This window comes from Nocardiopsis nanhaiensis, assembly GCF_054778635.1.
Genome location: NZ_BAAGZJ010000117.1, coordinates 1 through 20,613 on the forward strand (window position 1 = coordinate 1; position 20,613 = coordinate 20,613).

A 20,613-nucleotide genomic window follows, 5' to 3' on the forward strand; every position below is an offset into this window, starting at 1 on the left:
CTTTATCAGGTGTTCCGCACCCCGCCAAATCGGCGGTTTCGGCAGTGTTTCCACTAAACCCAAGATCGGGGTAAAGCCCGTTTCGCTTCTTTCGCCCTGCGTTTCCGCCCGGCGTCTGAAGCAACTCCCCGAGCTTACATGCTCCGGGCAGTGCCCGAACCATCTCGGCTGAGTGGAGAGAGTGTGTCTGTGATCGCGGCCCGGCTCCGAGTCGACCCTTGCGGGTTGCTCACCGTCCCGCGGCGACCTGGGAAACATTACCCCCCGTCCGACACCCCAAGCAAACCGAAACGCCTGTGTCGCCGGTCACCTAGCCATCTGCGGCCTATCGGGTCCACTACGCCCTGCGAGGGCAACCGGCGCGCCGGTTCCCCACCCCGTCAACTGCCCCTCCCGTCAGCCTCGCGCGCGGGAGCGCGTGTTCCTCCTTCCCGCTCTCTCGCCTACCGCTGTCGCCCTCACCCGCCGCCCCGTGCACCGTCTCCTTTCCTTCCTCCGACCCACCCCTGGGACCTCTGCGCCTTCGGGGCCCATCGACCCCCTCCGCCCCACGCACCCCCGCCACTCATTCAACTGAGGAAAGGACCGCCCGGAATTCATCACCGCGATGACAAAGGTGGACCCCGGCGGACTGCACCGCGGAACCATCCGTGACCGACTCGAAACTGATCCGTTGACAACGAATAGCGGCGCCGCTCGTCGTCACCCCGAACAACAGGCATCTCTCTTCTGTTGTCCCACGTCAGAGGGCTTACGCCAGCACACAAGATCATTTCGACGCATAGCAGATAAAGGACGGAAAGTTCCGCAGGAAGTCTTGAAATTCCATGCCATCAGATACATGATGTTCAGCGTTACTGGAACGGATTCTGGTCCGTCCCGCACACGGGACGGAATCAGTCCAGGCCGCGTGCCGGATGTTCGGGGGGACGGCAGGCGCAGCGCGGTCATGCACCCATGGAAGGACATGCATGGTCACCACATCCCCCGACGCGCCCGACACCTCCGCTGACGCCTCGGACACTCCGGAGAGCCATACCAGCTGGAAGCGCCTGGCCCTCTTCTCCATCCCCGCTGGAGCGGCCATCGGCGGCATTCTCGTAGCGATGGCGAGCGGTGCGCTCGCGGCGTCGTTCAGTATCTCCGGTCAGCAGTTCAAGATCTCGGCCGACGAGATGACCGGTGAGGGCTTCGCCCAGTTCGGCTGGATCAACGCGACCGTCCGCGACGAACCGGTCCCGGTCGCGACAGCCGGCATCAACGAGGCCGAGATCGTCAGCCTCTGCCAGTCGGTGCTGACCACCGAGTTCCCGCTGGTCGGTCCGGTCTCACTCATGTTGACCGCCGGAGACGCAGGTACCCCTGTCCAGGCTTCTGACCTGGTCATCGACATGGAGCAGATGGACGGCAACGCCGAGTTCACCAATATGGAGATCGGTCGGGACGCCTCGACCCTGGACAAGGGTCCTGACGGCTTCGGCGAGGGCCGCGGCCACACCGACCTGTTCGGCATGCAGTCCGACACCATTTACGTCGAAGACCTGGAGCAGACCGCCCGTGCCGCATCCGCGGGTACGTTCAACCTCCATAATCTGAGCCTTGGTGTCGCCCTCGGAGAAGACGAGTGCTTCTAAGGCGAACCCGCAGGGTGTGGAACGGCTGGACCCGGTGGCGCAAGCGCCGTCCCTTCCTGGGCGGCCTGCTGATGATCCTCGCCGGTATCGAAATGGTCCTGATTACTCAGATACCGGTCGAGTTGATGATCTACCTCGGTGTCGGAGCCGTCTCCACCCTGTTGTTCAGCGGCATGCTGATCGTCCTCGGCCTCGTCACCTGGTTCACCCCGAGCCAGCACGTGATCACCGGTAGCTTCGCCGGCTTCATCGCGCTGGGCGCACTGATCCTCTCCAACCTCGGCGGACTCGTCATCGGGACACTCCTGGCCCTGGCCGGGGGCGGCCTCGCCTTCGCATGGCGACCCGTCGCGCGCCCGCCCCGCAAACGCCGCGGCCGACGCCGGCGGGCGCAGCCGCAGGAGCTCGAGGACGGACCGGTACCTGACGACGACGCCCCGCTACCGCCCACCGCTCGGCCCGAGGCCTGACCCCCGCACACGTGTGACCTCCCGGCCGAGCCGCTGATCGGCCGGGGGCGCACGGTTTCCACTGCTCCGTCCCGTGCGCTCCCGGTTGTCCCCAGGCAAGTCACGTCTACCTACGTCGGCGCGAACACGAACCCAGTCGTGCCGGACGTGCCTTCTCGCATGCCGTCCGGCCATCACACACAAGGAGTACTCATGTCGGTTCCGCAACCGAGATCCCGCAACCGCTCCTGCCTCGCCGTCGCCGCAGCCGGGGCCCTCGTCCTGGCTTGGGGCGGCCCCGCGCTCGCCGGCCAGGAGGGGCCAACCACCGTCGAGCCCGCGGGTGCCGCTTTCGAGGCCGTGCTCTCCGGCGACGCCGTCTTCACCGCCGGGGACGTCACGATCACCTGCTCGACCTCGGTGACGTCCCCCGGCGACGGCAACAACCTGGTTCCCGACGAGCCTGACAACCACAACCCGGACGGCCCGGTCGGCGGGCCCATCAACGCCCCGAACTTCGCGGACTGCACGACCGATGTCGCCCTGGTCGACGCAACCGTCACCGTCAGCGACGACGTGTGGGACATGACGATGCAGGGCGGATCCCCTTCCGTCGGCACCATGGTCGTCCCCGCCGCGGGCATCGTGGTGGAGACGTCCGGACTGGCAAGCTGCACCGCGACGGTCAGCCCCGACACCGACGAGGAGATCGACGGGACCTGGACCAACGGGGACCCGGCATCGACGCTCGACTTCGACACCACGGCGCCGGTCGACGTGGAGGGCGGTGTCGGCTGCCCCGACACCGACGAGGCGGGCTTCACCGCCACCTACGAGGTGACCAACGCCGACGACCCGGACGCCCCGATCACGGTGAGCGACTAGGGAAGTGACCTGAATCCGGGGCCGGGCCGCGCACGTGTCGAGCCGGTCCGGCCCGCCCCCTTGTTGCGTCCCCGGGTGACAACTACGCGCGGGTAGTCACTCACCCGATGACGGAGAAACTCCCGGGCCCTGTCGCCTACGGTCGCAGTACTCCGGCGAGTCATGAGGCGAAGGCTCTCCGGAAGGCGCGGACCGCTTCGCCCGTCCCTGCCCCCATCGGAGACTCCATGGCGTCCCAAGTCAGCAGCCCGCCCGCACCGTCGAAACTGCGACACACGCTCAAGGTCGTGAGAGTACTCGTGAAGGCCGGTGTCCTGTCACCCGGCCGTCCTGACAAGATCGCCCGCCAACTGCGTGCGCTCAAGACATGGGGTGCGACCATCGCGGGCGGCTACGCCGCTGCCGGTGAGCGCGTTCCGCACCGGGTCTCGGTGATCGACGACGCCGGGGCCACGACCTTCGGAGAGATGAACCTGCGCGGCCGTCGGCTCGCCCGCGAACTCCACCGCATGGGTGTGCGGGAGGGTGCCCGGGTGGGCATCCTGTGCCGCAACCACAGCGGGCTGGTGCAGTCCGCCGTGGCCTGCGGCCGCCTGGGAGCCGACGCTGTCCTGTTGAACACCGGCCTGGCCGTCGGCCCGCTCGCGGACGTGGTGCGCAGGAACGAGGTGTCGCTGCTGATCGCGGACTCCGAGTTCGAGGAGCTGTACAAGGAACTCCCCCCGGACATTCCGCGGATCACGTCGTGGGGCGAGACCAGCATCCCCGGACCCCGTATCCCGACCGAGGCTAAGGAGTCGACGGAGACGGATCCGGCCCCGCCGGAGAAGCCGGGTCGGCTGATCGTCCTGACCTCGGGGACCACTGGCACCCCCAAGGGCGCTCGCCGCCCCACGCCGAAGGGGCCGCAGGACGCGGCTTCGGTCCTGTCCCGGATCCCGCTGAGTTCGAAGGACCGGATCCTGGTGTCGGCGCCGGTCTTCCACACGTGGGGGCTGGCCGGGGTCCAGCTGGGCATGTCGATGCGGGCGACACTGGTGATGCGTCGCGTTTTCGAACCGGAGGACGTGCTGCGAACGATCCAGGAGCAGCGTTGCACGGCACTGTTCGTGGTGCCGGTGATGCTGCGGCGGATCATGGACCTGCCGAAGTCGACGCGGGAGAAGTACGACACCTCGTCGCTGAGGATCGTGGCGTGCAGCGGCTCGGCGATGAGCCCCCAGCTGATCAGCGACTTCATGGACACGTTCGGGGACGTCATCTACAACCTGTACGGGTCGACCGAGGTGTCGTGGGCGACCATCGCGACGCCGGAGGATCTGCGGCTGGCCCCGACGACCGCGGGTCGGCCTCCGTTGGGGACCCGGATCTCGGTGCTCGACGAGAAGGGCGAGGAGGTCCCGCAGGGGAGCAAGGGTGCCATCTTCGTCGGCAACGAGATGCTGTTCGACGGCTACACGAACGGCAAGAGCAAACGGGTCGCGGGCGACCTGATGGAGACCGGTGACCGGGGTTACGTGGACGGTCACGGGTTGCTGCACGTGGCGGGGCGGGACGACGACATGATCGTTTCGGGCGGTGAGAACGCCTTTCCGCGCCCGGTGGAGGAGGCCATCGTGACGATGCCCGCGGTGCGGGAGGTCGTGGTGACGGGGGTTCCGGACGAGGAGTTCGGGCAGCGGTTCGCGGCCTACGTGGTGCCTTACGAGGGTTCCCGCGTCGACCCGAACGAAGTGCGCATGCACGTGCGCGAGATGCTGGGCCGGTTCTCGGTGCCGCGGGACGTGGTGGTGCTGGAGGAGCTCCCCCGCAATGCCACCGGGAAGGTGGTCAAGCGGCGGCTGCCGGACAGCGCCTCGAAGCAGCAACAGGATTAGCGGAGCTGGGCGGGGGAGTAGCGGCGTCGGCGCGGTCCGCGGCGGCGCCGTTGCGCGTATCCGGAGTTCACACCCGGGGTTCGGGTTTCGAGACCATTGGTCGAGATTCCCCTATTTCACTCGTACACAAGGTAATTGTGGGCTTTGACATCGGGTATGCGGTTACTACGATGTTGTGCGATGCACGACCCCGCCCCTGCCCCCGCAGACGACTTCGAGCTCCCGCCAGTCGACGAGCAGATGTGCTTCGCGCTGTACGCGGCCTCGCGTGCTGTCACGAACCTCTACCGTCCGCTGCTGGATCCGCTCGGCCTGACCTACCCGCAGTATCTCGTGATGATGCTCTTGTGGGAACGCGGCGGATGTTCGGTCAAGGAGGTCGGCGCGGTACTGCAACTCGACTACGGCACACTCACTCCCCTGCTCAAGCGCCTCGAGGCCAACGGCCTCCTCCGCCGGGACCGGGACCCCCAGGACGAGCGCTCGGTGCGGGTCCGTCCCACCGAAGAGGGTGCGGCGCTGCGGGCACGCGCCCGCGGTATCCCCGAGGCCATCGGCAGGGTCATCGACCTGCCCGATGACGAGTTCGAATCGACCAGGCTCGCCCTGCGCCGCCTGACCGCCCATGTCCTCGCGGGTGAGGCCCGGGTGGACGAGGAGAACTGATGCGGGAGCGTACCTGTCTCCTGGAGCCGGAGGAGGGGAAACCGTACGGGCGGGCCGCTTTTCCCGCCCGCACAGGCTTTTCCGGTGCTTTTCGGTTTACCGTGGTTACATGTCGATCTGGGCGTCAGACCATCGCACCGGCCACGTTCGCGAGGCCCTGACCCTGCTCTTGTCGCAGGGGGTGATCGACGACTTTCGGATCCGCCCGGAGGACGATTTCCCGTTCAGGGTGCAGTTCCCCACCGGGATCGTCCCCATGACCGAGCACCAGGCCGCGCACTTCGCCTTGGGGGCCACGGTCGCCCACTTCGGTGACCTGGCACGGGACAAGGAGTGCTTCTAGGGACCGAAGGGCTCCCCGGTGGCATGGGCTGGGGGCACGGGCGGGGGTACCGACCTCAGCTGATCCCCCAGAACTCGGCGGTGTGGCCGGTGGAGCAGACCGTGTCGAGGAAATAGGCGCCCGCGGTCCCGCAGCCGGAGGCCGGGTCGACGGGGGTCCCGTGCCCCATGCCCTCGACCGAGAAGTGGGCGACCTCGGCGTCCTGGCCGCTGCCCCCGTAGTACTCGGCCGTGGTGGGCCCGGGTAGCTCCTCCGTGCTGTCCGGTGTGGTGGGCAGACCCCAGACGTCGACCCACTGGCTCACGCCGGCGTCACCGTTCGCGGGGGCGACGGTGAAGTCGGCGGTTCCGTGCCAGACCGCCACCCGCGGCAGTTCGGCACCGTCGGGGAGCTTGTCCCGGACCTCGTCGCCCCACTGCTCAGGCGTCCGGTCCTTGCCGGGGTTCATACAGGTGAAGGCGTCGACCATGCCGTCGGCGCAGCCCACCGGGATGCCCGCGACGACGCTGCCCCCGGCGAAGAGGTCGGGATAGGCGGCGAGGAGTTCCCCGGCCATGGCACCGCCGGCGGACAGGCCCGAGACGTACACGCTGTCGGCGTCCAGCCCGTGTTCGGTGACGGCGTGCTCCACCATCGACGCCACCGACTGGGCCTCACCCGATCCCCGGGCGACGTCGGCCGACTCGAACCAGTTGAAGCACTGGCTGGCGTTGTTGGCGCTGTTCTGCTCCGCGTAGACGAGGCCGAGCCCCACCCCCTCCGCCTGCTCGGCCCATCCGGAGTGCTGGTGGTAGTCGGCGGCGTCCTGGCCGCAGCCGTGGAGGAGCACGACCAGCGGTGCTCCGTCGGGGAGGCCGTCGGGAACGTACTCGTACATGGCGAGGTTGCCGGGGTCGTCGCCGAACGAGGGCACCGGGGCGAGCTCGGCGGCTGAGGCCCGCTCCGGTGCGGCCGCCAGGACCGTGGCGGCCATGAGGAGTACGGAGGCCAGGGCGAGCAGGGATGATCGTGCTTGTGTGACGTGGTTCGGTGCGGGGGAGTGCATGGTGCGGCTCCGGGGGGTCGAGCGGTGAGCGGGGGTTCGGCCGAACCGGTACCGGAAGCCTAGGTTCAGGGTGATCTGCGCACTATGTGCATGAGACCCCGATCACATACCCTTGGCCCGTGGGAACTCCACAGCCGCACCTCCGCTCATGGGCGATCACCACATGCACTGTCCTGGTTGTGTGTCCACGCGCCCTATCCCGCGGTCGCCGGACCCGGCCTAGGTTGCTGCCATGACGACGCATGAGTTCCTGTCGGACGCGGATCGGCAGGCCCCCCGCACCAGCCCCGGCGCCGACCCCGCACCCCACGCCGCCCACGTCGATCTGAGTGGACGGACCGCACTGGTGACCGGCGCCGCCGGAGGCATCGGCCGCGCGTGCGCCCTACGCCTGTCCGCGGCCGGCGCCACCGTACGCCTGGCCGACATCGACCGCGGGACACTCACCGAACTCGCCGACCGGGGCATCGGCGAGGCGGTCGAGCTGGACCTGACCGACCTGGACGCGGCCGAAGAGGCGGCCCGGGGCGCGGACATCGTGGTCAACAACGCCGGGGTGCAGACGGTGGCCGCCGTCGAGGACTTCCCTCCGGAGCGCTTCTCCCTCATCCTTCGACTCATGGTCGAGTCACCGTTCCGCGTGGTGCGCGGGGCCCTGCCCCACATGTACGAGCACGGCTGGGGCCGGATCGTCAACATCTCCTCCGTGCACGGGCTGCGTGCCTCCGCCTACAAGTCGGCGTACGTGACGGCCAAGCACGGACTGGAGGGCTTCTCAAAGGTGGTCGCCCTGGAGGGTGCCGCACACGGAGTCACGTCCAACTGTGTGAACCCGGGCTACGTGCGGACCGCCCTCGTGGAGAAACAGATCGCGGACCAGGCCGAGGCGCACGGCATCCCCGAGGAGCGGGTGGTGTCGGAGGTGCTGTTGGCCCGCAGCCCGGTGAAACGGCTGATCGAACCCTCCGAGGTGGCCGAGATGGTCGCCTACCTGTGCCGTGACGACGCGTCGTTCGTCAACGGCGCATCGCTGCCCATCGACGGAGCTTGGAGTTCGAGCTGAACAGCACCCCGGATCCCCACGGCGGAGACGGCGCCGCGAGCGCCGGACCACAGGCGTTCTTCTTGGAACTGCTGCTGCGCGACGCACCGGCCGTCGAGTACGAGCGGCCGGTGCTGCGCGCGCGTGCGGACGGTTCCGACGCGGAGACGGTCGCCTCGCTGGAAAGCGCCAAGCTGGCCGCGCTGCGGGTGCGTTCGGTGTTGCAGGACCGCCAGCGGCGCGAGTCCGAGCTGAGCGCACTGTTCGAGACCGCCAACGACCTGGCGGGGATGCGCAGCCTGGACCAGGTGCTCGAAGCGATCGTGGAACGGGCGCGACACCTGCTGGGAACCGACGTCGCCTACCTGACGCTGAGCGACGGTGAGGCGGGAGACACCTACATGCGAGTGACCTCGGGGTCCGTCTCCGCGACGTTCCAACGCCTGCGGCTGGCACCGGGCAAGGGTCTGGGCGGCCTGGTGGCGAGCACGTCACTGCCGTACGTGACCGCCAACTACTTCACGGACCCGAGGTTCGAGCACGCGGACAACATCGACCACGCCGTCCGGGAGGAGGGCCTGGTCGCGATCCTCGGCGTGCCGCTGAAGATGAACGGGCGCGGTGTGGGGGTGCTGTTCGCCGCGAACCGCCGAGAGCGCCCCTTCTCCCACTCGGAGGTGGCGCTGCTGTCGTCGCTGGCCACGCACGCGGCGATCGCGATCGACAACGCGAACCTCATCGACGACACCCGGCGGGCCCTGGACGAGCTGCACACCGTCAACGAACGCCTGCAGCGGCACACCGCATCGGTGGAACGGTCCGCGGACGCGCACGACCGATTCACCGACCTGGTGCTGGGCGGAGGCGGCGTGCACGAGGTGGCGGGCGCGATCGCGGAGGTGCTGGGCGGTTCGGTGTGCATCCACGACCGCACCTCGGACGTGTCCGTGACCGCCTCGCCCGAGGGTGACCTGGGGGAGTCCTCACCGGGTGGTGACCCGCTGGACGCGGGCGACCCCGGACTCTCCGGGGCGGTGCGCTCCTCGCTGGCCAGCGGACGGGCCGTCGCGGTGGGCGGTGCTTGGGTGGCCGTGGCCGCGGCGGGCACCGAGCCGCTGGGAACGCTCGTGCTGCGCGGGGTGGAGCTGGACAGTACCGATCAGCGGGTACTCGAGCGAGCGGCGATGGTGACCGCCCTGCGACTGCTCATCCGCCGTTCGGTGAGCGAGACTGAGCACCGGATCCGCGGCGACCTGCTCAACGAGCTGTTGGAGGTGCCCGCGCGCGACCCGGTGTCCCTGCGGCAGCGGGCCGCGCTGCTGCACGCCGACCTGGACGCCCCGCACGTGCTGGTGGTGGCCGAGGCACCCGGGGGAGACCCGCAGCGGTTGCGGTCAGCGGCGACCTTCGTGGCCGGGACCACCGGCGGCCTGGCCGCGAACCGGGGCGGGCGGCTGGTGCTGGCGCTGCCCGGTTCGGCCCCGTCCGACGTGGGCCGCAGGGTGACGGCTGAGCTGTCCACCGCCGCCAACGGACCGGTGACGGCCGGGCTGGCCGGGCCCACCGAGGGCCTGGACACGTTCCGGGGCGCGTTCACCGAGGCGACCCGGTGCCTACAGACATTGCGGGCGCTCGGCCGGGACGGTGACGCGGCCACCGCCGAGGACCTGGGGTTCTCCGGGCTCCTGTTGAGCCACGACCGGGACGTGCCCGGCTTCGTCTCCGCCGCTCTCGGACCGCTGCTGGAGTACGACGCCAAACGCGGCACCCTGCTGGTGGAGACGCTGCGCGCCTACTTCGCGGCCGGGGGAAACCTGTCCCGAGCCAAGGACGACCTGCACATCCACGTGAACACCGTGGCGCAGCGCCTGGAGCGGATCGGGCAGCTGATCGGGGCGGACTGGCAGCACCCCGACCGCGCGCTGGAACTACAGCTCGCCCTCCACCTGCACGGTCTCCTCGACAAGGGCGTGGACCTGCTCGGCGACCAGAGCGGCGGTTGAGGAGAACAGCGGCGTGTAGTGGTTGTCCTCGGGGAGTTCGAGGATCTCGATGTTCTCGGGGAGCCCGGCGAGCCGTTCGGCCGTGTACAGGCCGGGGCTCTCGTCCATGAGGCCGCGCGCGGCCCACAGCAGGCGCGCGGGGCACGGCAGCCGGTGGATCGCGCCCAGGACCTCCTCGTCGGCGAGCACCTGTGCGCCGTCGACCCGAACCGCCGCCTCGTGGCAGGCCGAACGCATCCGCGGCTCGGCGCCGACCAGGTCCCGCAGTACGTAGTCGTCCACCCAGGTGTTCCACCGGCCCCTGAAGGCGGGGTGGTCCCGCCAGAAGGCGCGGTAGGCGTCAGGGCCGGCGAAGGTCATCCGCAACCGGGCCATGGCCGGGCCGAGGACCGCGTCGATGTCGGTGTCCGGGGGGACGGGGAGCCCGTGGCCGCCGTCCACCAGGAGGAGCCCGGCCACACGGTCGGGGTGGCGTACGGCGAGGAGGTTGGCGGCGAAAGCGCCCATCGAGTGTCCGATCACGACCGTCCGCCGTACTCCGCGGCTGTCGAGTACGGCGACGAGGTCGTCGACGTGGGCGGCCAGCCCGTACGGGCCGGGCAGGTCGGCGCTCCTCCCCCGGCCGCGCAGGTCAGGGGCGATGAGGGGAGGGCCGCCGCGTGCGGAGAGCTCCTGCGCCGCCCGGGCGAAGGAGAGCCCGTTGGCGGTGATGCCGTGGACGGCCAGGACCGGGAGGCCGGGGCTGGAGCCCCAGGCCGCCACCGCCAGGTCGCCCCCGGCGACGGGGACGCGGTGGTCGTCCCCGCCGGCTCGGGAGGGTTCCGTCATGCCGCGTCGTCCTTCCTTTCCGCAGGGGCCGGTCCTCCCTCAGGACCGGGTCCGCCTTGGCGGGAGGGTCTATTTCTCCGGGCCGTCCTTTCCCGCAGCACGGCCCTGATCCGCCCGGGCAGCGCCACGAGGCCGCCGGGGAAGAAGAACACCATCAGTACGAAGAGCGTGCCCAGGATGAAGAGGGGTTGGGACAGCGGGGCCGCGATCCAGGCGGGGAGGGCGTCGAAGGCCCCGTCCACCTGGAGGAGGCGGTGCTCGGCGTAGGTGTACAGGGCCGCCCCGAGGAACGGCCCCCACCGGGTGCCCGCGCCGCCCAGCGCCACCATCACCAGGAGGGTGAGGGTGAACTCGGCCGTGGTGATGACGGGGGTGACCCCGCCGTTCACCAAGAGGTAGGCGACCCCGCCGAGGGAGGCCAGCCCGCCGCCGACGGTGAAGGCCGCCAGCTTGTAGGGGTAGGGGTTGATGCCCAGCACGGCGACGCGCTGCTCGTTCGCACGGATGCCCTGCCAGACCCGGCCCACCGGCGAAGCGGCCAGCCACCACACCACGGCGAGGACGACCACGAGGTAGGCGACCGCGACCCAGTAGAGGTTGACGGTGTTGACCACACCGACGAAGGCGTCCGGGACGGCCTCGGTGTTGAGCGATCGGCCCTCCTCGCCGCCGGTCCAGCGGCCGGGGTCACGGGAGATGAGGATGGAACCGGCCTCGGCGAAGGCGAGCGTGACCATGGCCAGCGCGATCCCGTTGACCCGCAGGGATACGGCCCCGAGCAGCAGGGCGAGCAGGGTCCCGGTGACCACGGCGATGACCGCCGACCACAGCAGGGGCAGCGCCAGCACGGACATCATGAGGGCAGCCGCGTAGGCGCCGCAGGCGAAGTAGAGGGCGTGCCCGAAGGACAGCAGGCCGACCCGCCCGTAGAGGAGGTCGTAGCTGGTGGCCAGACCGCCGAACACCAGGCACAGCGCGAGCAGGTGCAGGGTGGAGGGGCTGTTCAGGGCGCCCTCGAACACCCCGGGGACGTCGAGGGTGGAGAAGGGCAGGGACAGCAGCACCGCGAGGACGGCGGCCGGCACGGCCCACCAGGGGAGCGGGCGGCGTTCGCGCACGTTCCGCCGTACCGGGGGATTCGGCCCGGCGGGCTCGGCGGCCTTGCTGGGGGCCACGTCTGTGTCGGTCATCATGCCACCCTCTCCGCGGACTTCTTCGCGGTCAGACCGCCCTGTTTGGTGAGCAGGACCACGGCCAGGACGGCGACCACGGCGATGTCGCCCAGTCCGGCGACCGTGTAGTAGTTGGCGAACTGCTGGATGAGGCCGACCGTCACCGACGCGATCGCGCATCCGGTGAGCGATGTCGTCCCGCCGATCACGACCACGATGAACGCGAAGATGAGCAGCGACATCCCCTGGGTGGGCGTGACCACTCCGAAGTAGAGGCCGCCCAGGGCTCCGGCCAGGGCGGCGGCCGCCCCGCCGATCGCGAACACGAGGGTGAACGACTTGCGCACGTCGATACCGAGGGCGGTGACCATCGCGCGGTCCTGCACGCCGGCGCGGACGATGAGCCCGTAGCGGGTGCGGGAGTTGAAGAGCCACAGTGCGACGAACACGGCGACCGCGGCCAGGATGAGCAGGTACCGGTCCGTGGGGACGTTGACCCCGAAGAACGAGAGGGTGCCCGAGACCATCTCCGGTCGGGGGAAGGTGAGCGGGTCCGCGCCCCAGATCGCCTGGATGAGCGCGGGGACGGCCAGGCTCAGGCCGACCGTGGCGAGGATCTGCTCGCGGTGCTTGCCGTACAGCGGGCGGATCACGCACAGCTCGACCAGGACGGCGGCGAGGGTCCCGGCGGCGACACCGAACACCACCGCGAGGAGGAACCCGGTCCCGTCCGGTCCCGCGCCCGGGAGGTGGTTCGCGGCCCACCAGGTGCCGTACGCGCCGATCGCCAGGAAGGCGCCGTGCGCGAAGTTGAGGACGTCCATCAGGCCGAAGATCAGGGACAGGCCCGAGGCGATGAGGAAGTACAGGGCGCCCAGCCCGAGCCCGGTGATGATGAGGAGAACGACGGTACTCACGAGGTGTCCACCTGCCTGTCGTCGGCTTCGGCTCCGGTCGCGGGGCTGACCGCGGCGCCCGTCGTGGGGTTGGCCGTGCCGTCGACCGTCGAGCCGGCCGCTGGTTCGGTGTCGGTTTCCTCCGCAACCGTCCTGGCCACACCGAGGAGTTCGCGGACGCGGTCGCCGTCGTCGAGGAACGCACCGGCCGGACCGGTGTGGGTGACGCGGCCCGCGTCGACCACCACGGCTTGGTCGGCCACACGGCGCACGAGTGCCAGGTTCTGCTCCACGAGCAGGACCGGTACGCGTTCGGCGGCGGTGGCGACCGCGTCGGCGACTTCGCGGACGATCCGGGGGGCCAGGCCCTTGGTGGGCTCGTCCACGATCAGGAGCCGGTTGTCGTTGAGCAGGGCCCGGCCGATGGCGAGCATCTGCTGTTGGCCCCCGGAGAGCGTCCCCGCGGTCTGGTTGGCCCGGGACTGCAGTTCGGGGAAAAGGTCGTGCACGAGGTCGTAGCGGGGCCTGCCGGGACGGCGTTCGGCGATCTTCAGGTTCTCGGCGACGGTGAGAGCGGCGAAGACGCCGCGCTCCTCGGGGACGTAACCGATGCCCTTGGTGACGATGGCGTGCGTGGGATGCGCGGTGATGTCCACTCCGTCGAACTCGACCAGCCCGCTGCGCGGTACGAGGCCGAGCAGCGCCTTGACGGTGGTGGTCTTGCCGACCCCGTTGCGGCCCATCACCGCGGTCACGCCCCGGTCGGGCATCGCGAAGGACACCCCTTGGAGGATGTGCGAGCCCTCGATCCACACGTTGAGGTCGGCCGCTGACAGGAGCGGCTTCCCGGCGCTCACGCGCCGTCCCCGAGGTAGGCGGCCTGGACCTGGGGATCGGCCATCGCCGAGTCCGGGTCGGTGAAGGCCAGGAGTGCGCCGTGGTGCATCACGGCCAGGCGGTCGGCCATGTCGAGGAGCACCTCCATGTGGTGTTCGACCATGAGGACCGTGCAACCCTGTTCGCGGTGCACGTCCTGGATGACTGTGGTGAGTTCGCCGATCTCCCCGGCGCTGACCCCGGCCATGGGTTCGTCCAAGAGGATGAGCCGGGGACCGCGGGCGAGGAGGAGGGCGAGTTCGAGCTTGCGCTTGTCGCCGTGGGAGAGGTCCCCCGCGAGGGCGTCCACCCGGTGGGAGAGGCGGACCAGCTCCATGACACGGGTCGCTTCGGCGCCGCCTCCGGGGGTGGCCAGCCGCCAGAAGCGGCGGGACTCCCCCGTGCGGGCCTGGACGGCCAGCCCGACATTGGCGCCCACGGTGAGGTCACCGAAGACGCTGGAGGTCTGGAAGGTCCGGCCCATGCCCAGTTGGGCCCGGCGGTAGGGCGGGTAGCGGGTGACGTCGGTCCCGCCGAGGGAGACGGTCCCGGCGGTGGGTTTGGTGAGGCCGGAGACCAGGTTGAAGAGGGATGTCTTGCCCGCGCCGTTGGGGCCGATGAGCGCGACGAACTCCCCCTCCGCGACGGCCATGTCGATGTCGTCGACGATGACGGCGCCGCCCACCGACCAGCTGAGGTGTTCGAGGGCGAGGACCGCCTGGGGCGGCCCCGAGGCCGGGGATTCGGAGGCAGGGGATTCCGGGGCAGGGCCCGCCGACGCGGTGGTTTCGGTGTCCATGGCTACTCCGCGACCGAGGGCTCGACGTCCGCTGCCGGGATCTCCGCGACGAGTTCCGGATGGGCGTCGTCGCCCTCACCGACCAGCTCGACCTGGTACATGGGCTGGATGAGGGCGTGGTCCTCCGGCCGGACGTGCAGTTCGCCCTTGACGCCGTCGAAGGTCCAGCCGGAGAGCGCGTCGATCCGGTCCTGGGTCTCGTCCCCCTCGCTGGCCGCGTGCACGACCATCTGGGCCGCGGTGAAACCGTCGGGGGTGAAGAGGTCGACCTCTCCCCCGTCGGTCTCGACCGTCTCCCGCATGATCTCGGCCGTCTCGGTGTCGGCGGCCCCGTCGAAGTAGTGGGAGAGGAAGGAGATGCGGTCGCCCGCGGCACCGAAGACGGAGTACGAGGGCTTGATGTCCAGCCCGGTGACGACCTCGGTGGAGTCGAGGGTGCCCTGCTGGTCCAGGGCCTGCCACATGGCGGAGGCGGTCTCACCGGCCCAGGCCACGAAGACGAGGTCGGGGTCGGCCTGGTTGACCTGTTCGGCGAAGGGGGTGAGGTCGGTGGTCTCCGGCGGGGCGAGGACCTCGTCCACGTTGGCACCCGCGTCTCCCAGGACCGATGTGACAGCGTCGACGTTGTCCTGGCCGAAGGCGTTCTGCTGGGCGAAGACGACCACGTCGGAGCCGTCGGGGTCGTCCATGAACGTACTCGCGGTGAGGATGTCCTGGTAGGTCTGGCGGCCGGACCGGAAGGTGTGGTCGTTGATGCCGGTGACGGCGTCGGTGGCGGCGGCCCCGGAGATGAAGAGGATGTCGTTCTGCTCCGCGAGCGGGGCGACCTGGACGGCGATCCCGGAGGCGGTGGACCCCGCGATGATGTCGTGGCCCTCACCGACGAGTTCGCGGGTGGCGGAGACCGCGTTCGTGGGCTCTCCCGCGTCGTCCATGTAGCTGACGTCGACGGGGCGCCCGCCGACCTCCATGGACCCGCCGGTGGCGTGGTCGAGTCCGGCCTCGAAACCCTGCCGGTACTGCTCTCCGTACGTGGCCAGCGGTCCGCTCGCGGAGTAGACGATGCCGACCTTGACGGTTTCGCCGTCCCCTTCGGCGGCTTCCTCCGGGCTTCCGCATGCGGTCAGGGCGAGCACGGCCGCGAGCGTTCCCGCGGCCAGGGGGGTCTTGTGCATTCTTCCTCCAGTCGGCACCCGCCTCTAGTGCGACGCAACCGCCCGTGCTGGGGGATGGGGTGCCAACCCGAAGGTAAATCTGGAGTGATCCGTTTCACATGTAGCCGGGGCATACATTCGCCCCGGAACCGGTGTCTCCACCGGCTACCCGTACAGCGCGCACGGAACAACGGGATGCCGCCCTAGCGGCGGCCCCCGCGACCGCCGCTCGAACGGCCCCCGCCCCCACGACCACCGCGGCCACCGCCGCGTCCGCCGCCACTGCGGCCACCGCCCCGCCTGGACTCACCCCGGCCGTACCAGTAGCCCCGGTCATCGCCGCCCCGGTTCGCGTGCTCCTCCTTGAAGTCCATGAGGCCGGACGCGAGACCGAGGACCTCGTTGGGCACACCCAGTGCGGCGCTCCATGCGGGCTGGTCGGCGACCGACAGGGGACCGCCCCGGACGGTGTCGCGGTGCATCCGCTTGAGCCGGTCGTACAGGTGCTGGCCGCGGGCGGTCCGGATGCTCACCCCGAAGTTCCACAGGTGGCTGGCTCCGTACACGGCGGCCGCCACGAGAACGAGGTAGAACCCGGAGAACGGCAGGATGGAGGAGTCGACAGCGACCCCCACCAGGGGGACACAGAGGAACGGGAGGAGGAGCAGCAGCCTGCGCGGGCCCAACCAGGGGTTGGTGAGGCCGAACCGGCGGAGCTCGTATTCGAGCCCCAGGGAGATCCTGGCCTGGCGACGGGGGGTGAGCCGGGATCGCAGACCGGTGAGCCTGGCGTTGCCCCGCTTGGTGAAACCCCGGGAGACAAGTGAGCGCTCGGCCAGGTTGAGCTTGCGGCTCTGCTTGCCCACTTGCAGGGAGAACAGCCAGTTGTCCGGGTTCTCCTTGTCGGGTCGGGCCTTGACCAGCCCCCGCTCCTCAAGGTCGATGAGCATGGCGAGGACTAGGAGGGGCTTCAGACTCCGGTTGCCGAACAGGTAACCGGCGCCCCCCGGGGTCAGCCCTTCGGGCACCTTGTCGCCGAACTTGCTCCGCCGTTCGCGGTCGCGCCGGATCCGGATGGCGAAGAGCAGGGCGGCCAGGACCAGGACCGTGGCGGCGATCGCCAGGGAGGGAACGGACGGCGCCCACCCGTGGCGCAGGGTCGGCTGGGGCTCGTTGACGGTGACCGAGTCGTTCGGCATCGCCACGAGCAGGCTCAGTGCCATGTTCCTGGACAGCCGCTCGTGCTGGACGCTGACGGTGCTGTCGGTGTGCTCCACCTCCTCGCACCCGCCGACGCTGGTTCCCAGCTGGCACGAGGCCTCGTCGATGGCTGGTGCTTCGACCTCGATGGACACTTCCTCGATGGGTACGCCCCAGCCTTCCACGAAGCCCCAGCCGAGGTCCGTGGTGAAGGACCGCTCCTCCAGCGCTCCGTCGACCGTGTAGGAGATGGCGTAGGTGTGTTCCCCGGTCACTTCCTCGGAGGAGTCCCCGATCAGGATCAGGAACTCGTCCTCGACGCGTTCGGCGCGTTCGATGGTGGTGTCGGCTCCGGTGGGGCTGTCCGCCGCCACATCGGTGACGGACATGGCCGTGTCCCGGATCGGACCGCTGTCGAGGAGCACCGGCAGAGCCCGGAACAGACCGGGGCTCGGTTCGGGGCCGAAGTCGTAGGTGACCGTCTCCTGGACGTCCATGGTGCCGTCCGGGTGGATCTGGGCCTCGACGGCCATCTCGGGGATCAGCCCGGGTTCGACCCCGTCGGAGTCCGGGGCGCCCGAGCAGGCGGTCGCGGCGAACACGACGGCGATCAGTGCGGCACCCACGGATGCGCGACGACTCGGGCAGGGGGACTGAGGTGCGGGTTTCTGGGGGAACACGCAGTGAACCCTACTGACCTGACACGGGATCAGTGTCGACATGTCCATATGTGGTCAGTGCTCAGCGCAACAAGCGGTCGTTGCGTGAGCGGCCGACGATGTGAACACTTTTCGGGGGTTGACCTCAACATTAGTTGAGGAAGTTGGCTGTGTCCCAAGCGCCGTGAAGGAGCCACGCCGGGGACGGACCTCGGCACTCTTCAGAGAGGACAGACGATGACACAGCCGATTCTGGTCACCGGAGCCACGGGCAACACCGGACGCCACGTGGTGGCGCGACTACTCGACGAGGGTCGCTCCGTCCGAGCACTCACCAGGGATCCGGCGCGGGCCGGGCTCCCCGAAGGTGTGGACGTGATCCCGGGTGACACCACCCGGCCGGAGGACGTGGCCGCGGCCGCTCAGGGGGCGGCTGCCGTGTACCTCGTGTGGCCCGGCACCGATGACGCAGCGGAGGGAGCAGCCGCCGTCACCCAGGCACTCGGCGAGCACGTCGACCGCGTGGTCTACCTGTCCGCGACCAGCGCCGCCGAAGAGGAAGGCGGGGTCTGGGGCAGCGTGGAGCGGGCGGTGCGGGGGTCGGTCCGCGAATGGACCTTCCTCCGGGTGACGGGACTGGCCGTGAACGCGCTGGCCTGGGCCGACCAGGTACACCGGGGTGTGGTCCGTGCGCCGTTCGGCGGCGCGACGCGCTCGCTGGTGCATGAGCGGGACGTGGCCGAAGTGGCGGTTCGGGCGCTGGTGGACGACGGGCACGCGGGCCGGACCTACGTGGTCACCGGACCCGAGGTGATCAGCCAGGTCGACCAGGTACGCGTCTTGGGCGAGGAGACCGGCCAGGCCGCCGTCTGGGAGGAACAGCCGTTGGACGAAGCCCGCGCGGAGCTGGCCGCGCAGGTCGGCGAGGACTTCGCCGACCAGATCATCGAGCACTGGTCCAGCGGCCCGAACGTCCCCGAACCCGTCTCCGAGGACGTGCCCCGCGTACTCGGACGACCGGCGCTGACCTTCCGGGAATGGGCCCGCGACCACCTCGCGGACTTCGTCCCGGAGCGCCGGGCACGCTAGGCCCCGTTTTTCGGATCATTCCGCGCTCGCTGCCACCACGGAGCAAGCCCGCCGGTCAGCAGGGGCCTCGGTCGGACCAGGCGCCCCACTCCTCGCCGGCGTCCGGGGGAAGGCCCTGGATCCACCAGCGGGCCTCGTACTCGCGGCCCTCGTAGTGGACGACGTCGCCGTCGTCGTAGACCTTCCGCGGGCTCCAGGCGTCCCCGGAGCAGTCGTCGCCCGGATCCTCCCGGCCCTCGTCGCCCTCTTCGCTGTCGTCGTCATCGTCGTCCTCCGGCTCCTCCTCTTCTTCCTCGGGGCCGGTGGAGACGGTGAGCGTGACCGCGCCGTCCTCGGGCACGATGGCACCGGGTTCGGGGTCCTGGCCGCTGACCGCCCCCTCCGCGACGGTGTCGCTGGAAGCCTCCGCAACGGAGTAGGAGAGGTCCAGGCCCTCCAGTGCCTCGGCAGCCTCGGCCTGACCCATACCGATGAGGTCGGGCACGATGACGCCCTCGCTGACCTGGATGGTCACCGGCTCCTCACGGTCTCCCTCCTCGCCCACCTCGGGTTCTGAGGACAGCACCGTGCCCGGCTCCTCGTCGGCGGAGTGCTCCTGCTCCACCTCGACGTCGGTGAAGCCGGCCTCGCGGAGGGTTTCGAGTGCCTCGTTCTCGGTACCGCCCACCACGTCAGGGATCTCGACGTGCTGGGCTCCGACCGAGACCGACAGCAGGATCTCCTCGCCGCCCTCCAGCTCGGTTCCGGCCGCGGGGTCGGTCCCGGCGATCTCGCCGGGTTCGGTCTCGTCGCTGTAGGCGTCCTCGTAGGTGTAGGTGAGCTCGAGGTCGAGGGCGGCCAGTTCGGCCTCGGCCGTCTGCGGGGAGAACCCCCCGAGGTCGGGGAGTTCCTCGGACTCGTCGGAGACCAGGGCCCACCCGGCCGCGAAGAGGGTCAGCACCAGTACCCCGGCCACCACCAGGATCGGCGTACGCCGCCGCCACAGCGGGGTGCCGCCCCCGTCGGCGCCGTCCGGGTCTGGGCCGTGGGAGGGGGGTTCGGCTGCGGCCACCGCACCGACCACGGGGATCGGCTGGGTTTCGCGGCGTTCGTCCGAGGGCTGGGGCAACGATCTCAGGACCTGTTCCACCAGGTTGAGGTACTGGCCGGCGTCCCGCGGACGGTACCGGGGGTTCGGTTCGGTGGCGTTGGCGACCAGCATGTCCAGGTCCGGCGGCAGGCCGGGGACCACGGCCGACGGACGCAGGGACGCCCCCTCCTCGATGTCGAGGATGCCCGTCATCAGCGTGTACAGGAGTGTCCCCACCGCGTGCACGTCGGTGCGCGGGGTCAGTTCATCGATGTCGAACAGCTGCAGACCGGTGACGGTCACCCCGCCGTCATCGTCCAGGACCACGTCGTCCGGGGTCAGGGCACCGTGGACCACCCCTTCGTCATGGGTCTCCCGCAGCGCGGCGAGCACATCGGCGATGATCGAGAGCGCCATGTGCGGGCTGTAGCGAAGGCCCTGGTCACCGCCGCCAAGCACGTCGGCGAGGGTCTCCCCCGGCGTGTCCTCGGTAACCACGTACACGTGGTCACCGTCCCGTCCGTCGCCCAGGACGCGGACCAGGTTGGGCGCGGAGATCCCCGCCAGGGCTTGGACACGCCCGAGGAAGGCGTGGGCGGTGGTTTGGTCGGCCGCCATACGCGGGTCGAGCAGAGTCACGGTGACGGGCTGGCCCGTGACGTTGTCTCGCCCGGTGTACACGGAAACCGAACCGTCGCCGCCGATACGCGCGCCGACGACCACTCGCCCGTGCAGCGTGATACCGGAGTGGGGGTCGGGACTGGGGGACTCCATGTTTCGGATTGTACGGCGCCAAACCCCTACACAGCGTCTGTTATCAGGCCAGATGCGGACAGTTGCCGCACTGGCGGTCCCTCCCCGTCGGGATCAGCGCCGACCGCCGCGGCCGCCACCGCCGCCGCGACCGGCCGCCCCGCGGCCGCCACC

18 protein-coding genes are annotated in these 20,613 nt (G+C 70.0%); 9 read left to right on the forward strand and 9 right to left on the reverse strand.

Going from position 1 to position 20,613, the window contains the following annotated elements; all coding sequences use genetic code 11:
• The first annotated feature begins 971 nt into the window (after window positions 1–971).
• From ACYVD1_RS32365 to ACYVD1_RS32390, 6 genes are all read left to right on the forward strand, one after another.
• Entirely contained in the window at window positions 972–1,634 is a 663-nt protein-coding gene (locus ACYVD1_RS32365) for a DUF6230 family protein (RefSeq protein WP_460778254.1), read from the forward strand.
• Window positions 1,625–2,104, forward strand: a complete 480-nt coding sequence (locus ACYVD1_RS32370) for a DUF6114 domain-containing protein (RefSeq protein ID WP_460778255.1) — start codon at window positions 1,625–1,627, stop codon at window positions 2,102–2,104. The genes ACYVD1_RS32365 and ACYVD1_RS32370 overlap by 10 nt, the downstream gene beginning before the upstream one ends.
• A 192-nt stretch (window positions 2,105–2,296) precedes the next feature.
• Window positions 2,297–2,968, forward strand: coding sequence for a hypothetical protein (locus ACYVD1_RS32375; protein WP_460778256.1), 672 nt, complete (start codon window positions 2,297–2,299; stop codon window positions 2,966–2,968).
• A 227-nt stretch (window positions 2,969–3,195) separates the two neighbouring features.
• Entirely contained in the window at window positions 3,196–4,845 is a 1,650-nt protein-coding gene (locus ACYVD1_RS32380) for an AMP-binding protein (RefSeq protein ID WP_460778257.1), read from the forward strand.
• Between the two features lie 180 nt (window positions 4,846–5,025).
• On the forward strand, window positions 5,026–5,511 hold the full coding sequence (locus ACYVD1_RS32385; RefSeq protein ID WP_460778258.1) for a MarR family winged helix-turn-helix transcriptional regulator: 486 nt from the start codon (window positions 5,026–5,028) through the stop codon (window positions 5,509–5,511).
• Window positions 5,512–5,620: 109 nt separating this feature from the next.
• Complete coding sequence (locus ACYVD1_RS32390) at window positions 5,621–5,854, forward strand: hypothetical protein (protein WP_460778259.1); 234 nt, start codon at window positions 5,621–5,623, stop codon at window positions 5,852–5,854.
• A 55-nt stretch (window positions 5,855–5,909) separates the two neighbouring features.
• Here the strand turns inward: ACYVD1_RS32390 and ACYVD1_RS32395 are convergent, their stop codons facing one another.
• Entirely contained in the window at window positions 5,910–6,899 is a 990-nt protein-coding gene (locus ACYVD1_RS32395; protein WP_460778260.1) for an extracellular catalytic domain type 1 short-chain-length polyhydroxyalkanoate depolymerase, read from the reverse strand.
• Window positions 6,900–7,131: 232 nt separating this feature from the next.
• Here ACYVD1_RS32395 and ACYVD1_RS32400 point away from each other — a divergent pair, with 232 nt between their 5' ends.
• Window positions 7,132–7,962, forward strand: coding sequence for a 3-hydroxybutyrate dehydrogenase (locus ACYVD1_RS32400; protein WP_460778261.1), 831 nt, complete (start codon window positions 7,132–7,134; stop codon window positions 7,960–7,962).
• Window positions 7,947–9,944, forward strand: a complete 1,998-nt coding sequence (locus ACYVD1_RS32405) for a helix-turn-helix domain-containing protein (RefSeq protein ID WP_460778262.1) — start codon at window positions 7,947–7,949, stop codon at window positions 9,942–9,944. The genes ACYVD1_RS32400 and ACYVD1_RS32405 overlap by 16 nt, the downstream gene beginning before the upstream one ends.
• Here the strand turns inward: ACYVD1_RS32405 and ACYVD1_RS32410 are convergent.
• The 7 genes from ACYVD1_RS32410 to ACYVD1_RS32440 all read right to left on the reverse strand — a co-directional run bounded on the left by ACYVD1_RS32410 (window position 9,870) and on the right by ACYVD1_RS32440 (window position 17,495).
• Entirely contained in the window at window positions 9,870–10,772 is a 903-nt protein-coding gene (locus ACYVD1_RS32410) for an alpha/beta fold hydrolase (protein WP_460778263.1), read from the reverse strand. The genes ACYVD1_RS32405 and ACYVD1_RS32410 overlap by 75 nt on opposite strands.
• On the reverse strand, window positions 10,769–11,962 hold the full coding sequence (locus ACYVD1_RS32415; RefSeq protein ID WP_460778264.1) for a branched-chain amino acid ABC transporter permease: 1,194 nt from the start codon (window positions 11,960–11,962) through the stop codon (window positions 10,769–10,771). The genes ACYVD1_RS32410 and ACYVD1_RS32415 overlap by 4 nt, the downstream gene beginning before the upstream one ends.
• On the reverse strand, window positions 11,962–12,861 hold the full coding sequence (locus ACYVD1_RS32420) for a branched-chain amino acid ABC transporter permease (protein ID WP_460778265.1): 900 nt from the start codon (window positions 12,859–12,861) through the stop codon (window positions 11,962–11,964). The genes ACYVD1_RS32415 and ACYVD1_RS32420 overlap by 1 nt, the downstream gene beginning before the upstream one ends.
• Window positions 12,858–13,697, reverse strand: a complete 840-nt coding sequence (locus ACYVD1_RS32425; RefSeq protein ID WP_460778266.1) for an ABC transporter ATP-binding protein — start codon at window positions 13,695–13,697, stop codon at window positions 12,858–12,860. The genes ACYVD1_RS32420 and ACYVD1_RS32425 overlap by 4 nt, the downstream gene beginning before the upstream one ends.
• Window positions 13,694–14,515 carry an ABC transporter ATP-binding protein gene (locus ACYVD1_RS32430; RefSeq protein ID WP_460778267.1) on the reverse strand — a complete coding sequence of 274 codons (822 nt, stop codon included), beginning with the start codon at window positions 14,513–14,515 and terminating at the stop codon, window positions 13,694–13,696. The genes ACYVD1_RS32425 and ACYVD1_RS32430 overlap by 4 nt, the downstream gene beginning before the upstream one ends.
• 2 nt (window positions 14,516–14,517) lie before the next feature.
• Complete coding sequence (locus tag ACYVD1_RS32435; protein ID WP_460778268.1) at window positions 14,518–15,690, reverse strand: substrate-binding domain-containing protein; 1,173 nt, start codon at window positions 15,688–15,690, stop codon at window positions 14,518–14,520.
• Between the two features lie 182 nt (window positions 15,691–15,872).
• A complete protein-coding gene (locus ACYVD1_RS32440; RefSeq protein WP_460778269.1) occupies window positions 15,873–17,495 on the reverse strand; it encodes a DUF2207 domain-containing protein in 1,623 nt (540 codons plus the stop codon).
• 270 nt (window positions 17,496–17,765) lie between these two features.
• Here ACYVD1_RS32440 and ACYVD1_RS32445 point away from each other — a divergent pair, with 270 nt between their 5' ends.
• Window positions 17,766–18,617 carry an SDR family oxidoreductase gene (locus tag ACYVD1_RS32445; RefSeq protein WP_460778270.1) on the forward strand — a complete coding sequence of 284 codons (852 nt, stop codon included), beginning with the start codon at window positions 17,766–17,768 and terminating at the stop codon, window positions 18,615–18,617.
• A gap of 55 nt (window positions 18,618–18,672) precedes the next feature.
• Here ACYVD1_RS32445 and ACYVD1_RS32450 read toward each other — a convergent pair whose 3' ends face one another.
• Window positions 18,673–20,460, reverse strand: coding sequence for a PASTA domain-containing protein (locus ACYVD1_RS32450; RefSeq protein ID WP_460778271.1), 1,788 nt, complete (start codon window positions 20,458–20,460; stop codon window positions 18,673–18,675).
• Between the last annotated feature and the right edge of the window lie 153 nt (window positions 20,461–20,613).

Coding starts and splice junctions, on each gene's coding strand:
- ACYVD1_RS32365 (WP_460778254.1), top strand. CDS start 972: ATGGTCACCACATCCCCCGACGCGCCCGACACCTCCGCTGACGCCTCG.
- ACYVD1_RS32375 (WP_460778256.1), top strand. CDS start 2,297: ATGTCGGTTCCGCAACCGAGATCCCGCAACCGCTCCTGCCTCGCCGTC.
- ACYVD1_RS32380 (WP_460778257.1), top strand. CDS start 3,196: ATGGCGTCCCAAGTCAGCAGCCCGCCCGCACCGTCGAAACTGCGACAC.
- ACYVD1_RS32385 (WP_460778258.1), top strand. CDS start 5,026: ATGCACGACCCCGCCCCTGCCCCCGCAGACGACTTCGAGCTCCCGCCA.
- ACYVD1_RS32390 (WP_460778259.1), top strand. CDS start 5,621: ATGTCGATCTGGGCGTCAGACCATCGCACCGGCCACGTTCGCGAGGCC.
- ACYVD1_RS32395 (WP_460778260.1), bottom strand. CDS start 6,899: ATGCACTCCCCCGCACCGAACCACGTCACACAAGCACGATCATCCCTG.
- ACYVD1_RS32400 (WP_460778261.1), top strand. CDS start 7,132: ATGACGACGCATGAGTTCCTGTCGGACGCGGATCGGCAGGCCCCCCGC.
- ACYVD1_RS32410 (WP_460778263.1), bottom strand. CDS start 10,772: ATGACGGAACCCTCCCGAGCCGGCGGGGACGACCACCGCGTCCCCGTC.
- ACYVD1_RS32415 (WP_460778264.1), bottom strand. CDS start 11,962: ATGACCGACACAGACGTGGCCCCCAGCAAGGCCGCCGAGCCCGCCGGG.
- ACYVD1_RS32430 (WP_460778267.1), bottom strand. CDS start 14,515: ATGGACACCGAAACCACCGCGTCGGCGGGCCCTGCCCCGGAATCCCCT.
- ACYVD1_RS32435 (WP_460778268.1), bottom strand. CDS start 15,690: ATGCACAAGACCCCCCTGGCCGCGGGAACGCTCGCGGCCGTGCTCGCC.
- ACYVD1_RS32445 (WP_460778270.1), top strand. CDS start 17,766: ATGACACAGCCGATTCTGGTCACCGGAGCCACGGGCAACACCGGACGC.
- ACYVD1_RS32450 (WP_460778271.1), bottom strand. CDS start 20,460: ATGGAGTCCCCCAGTCCCGACCCCCACTCCGGTATCACGCTGCACGGG.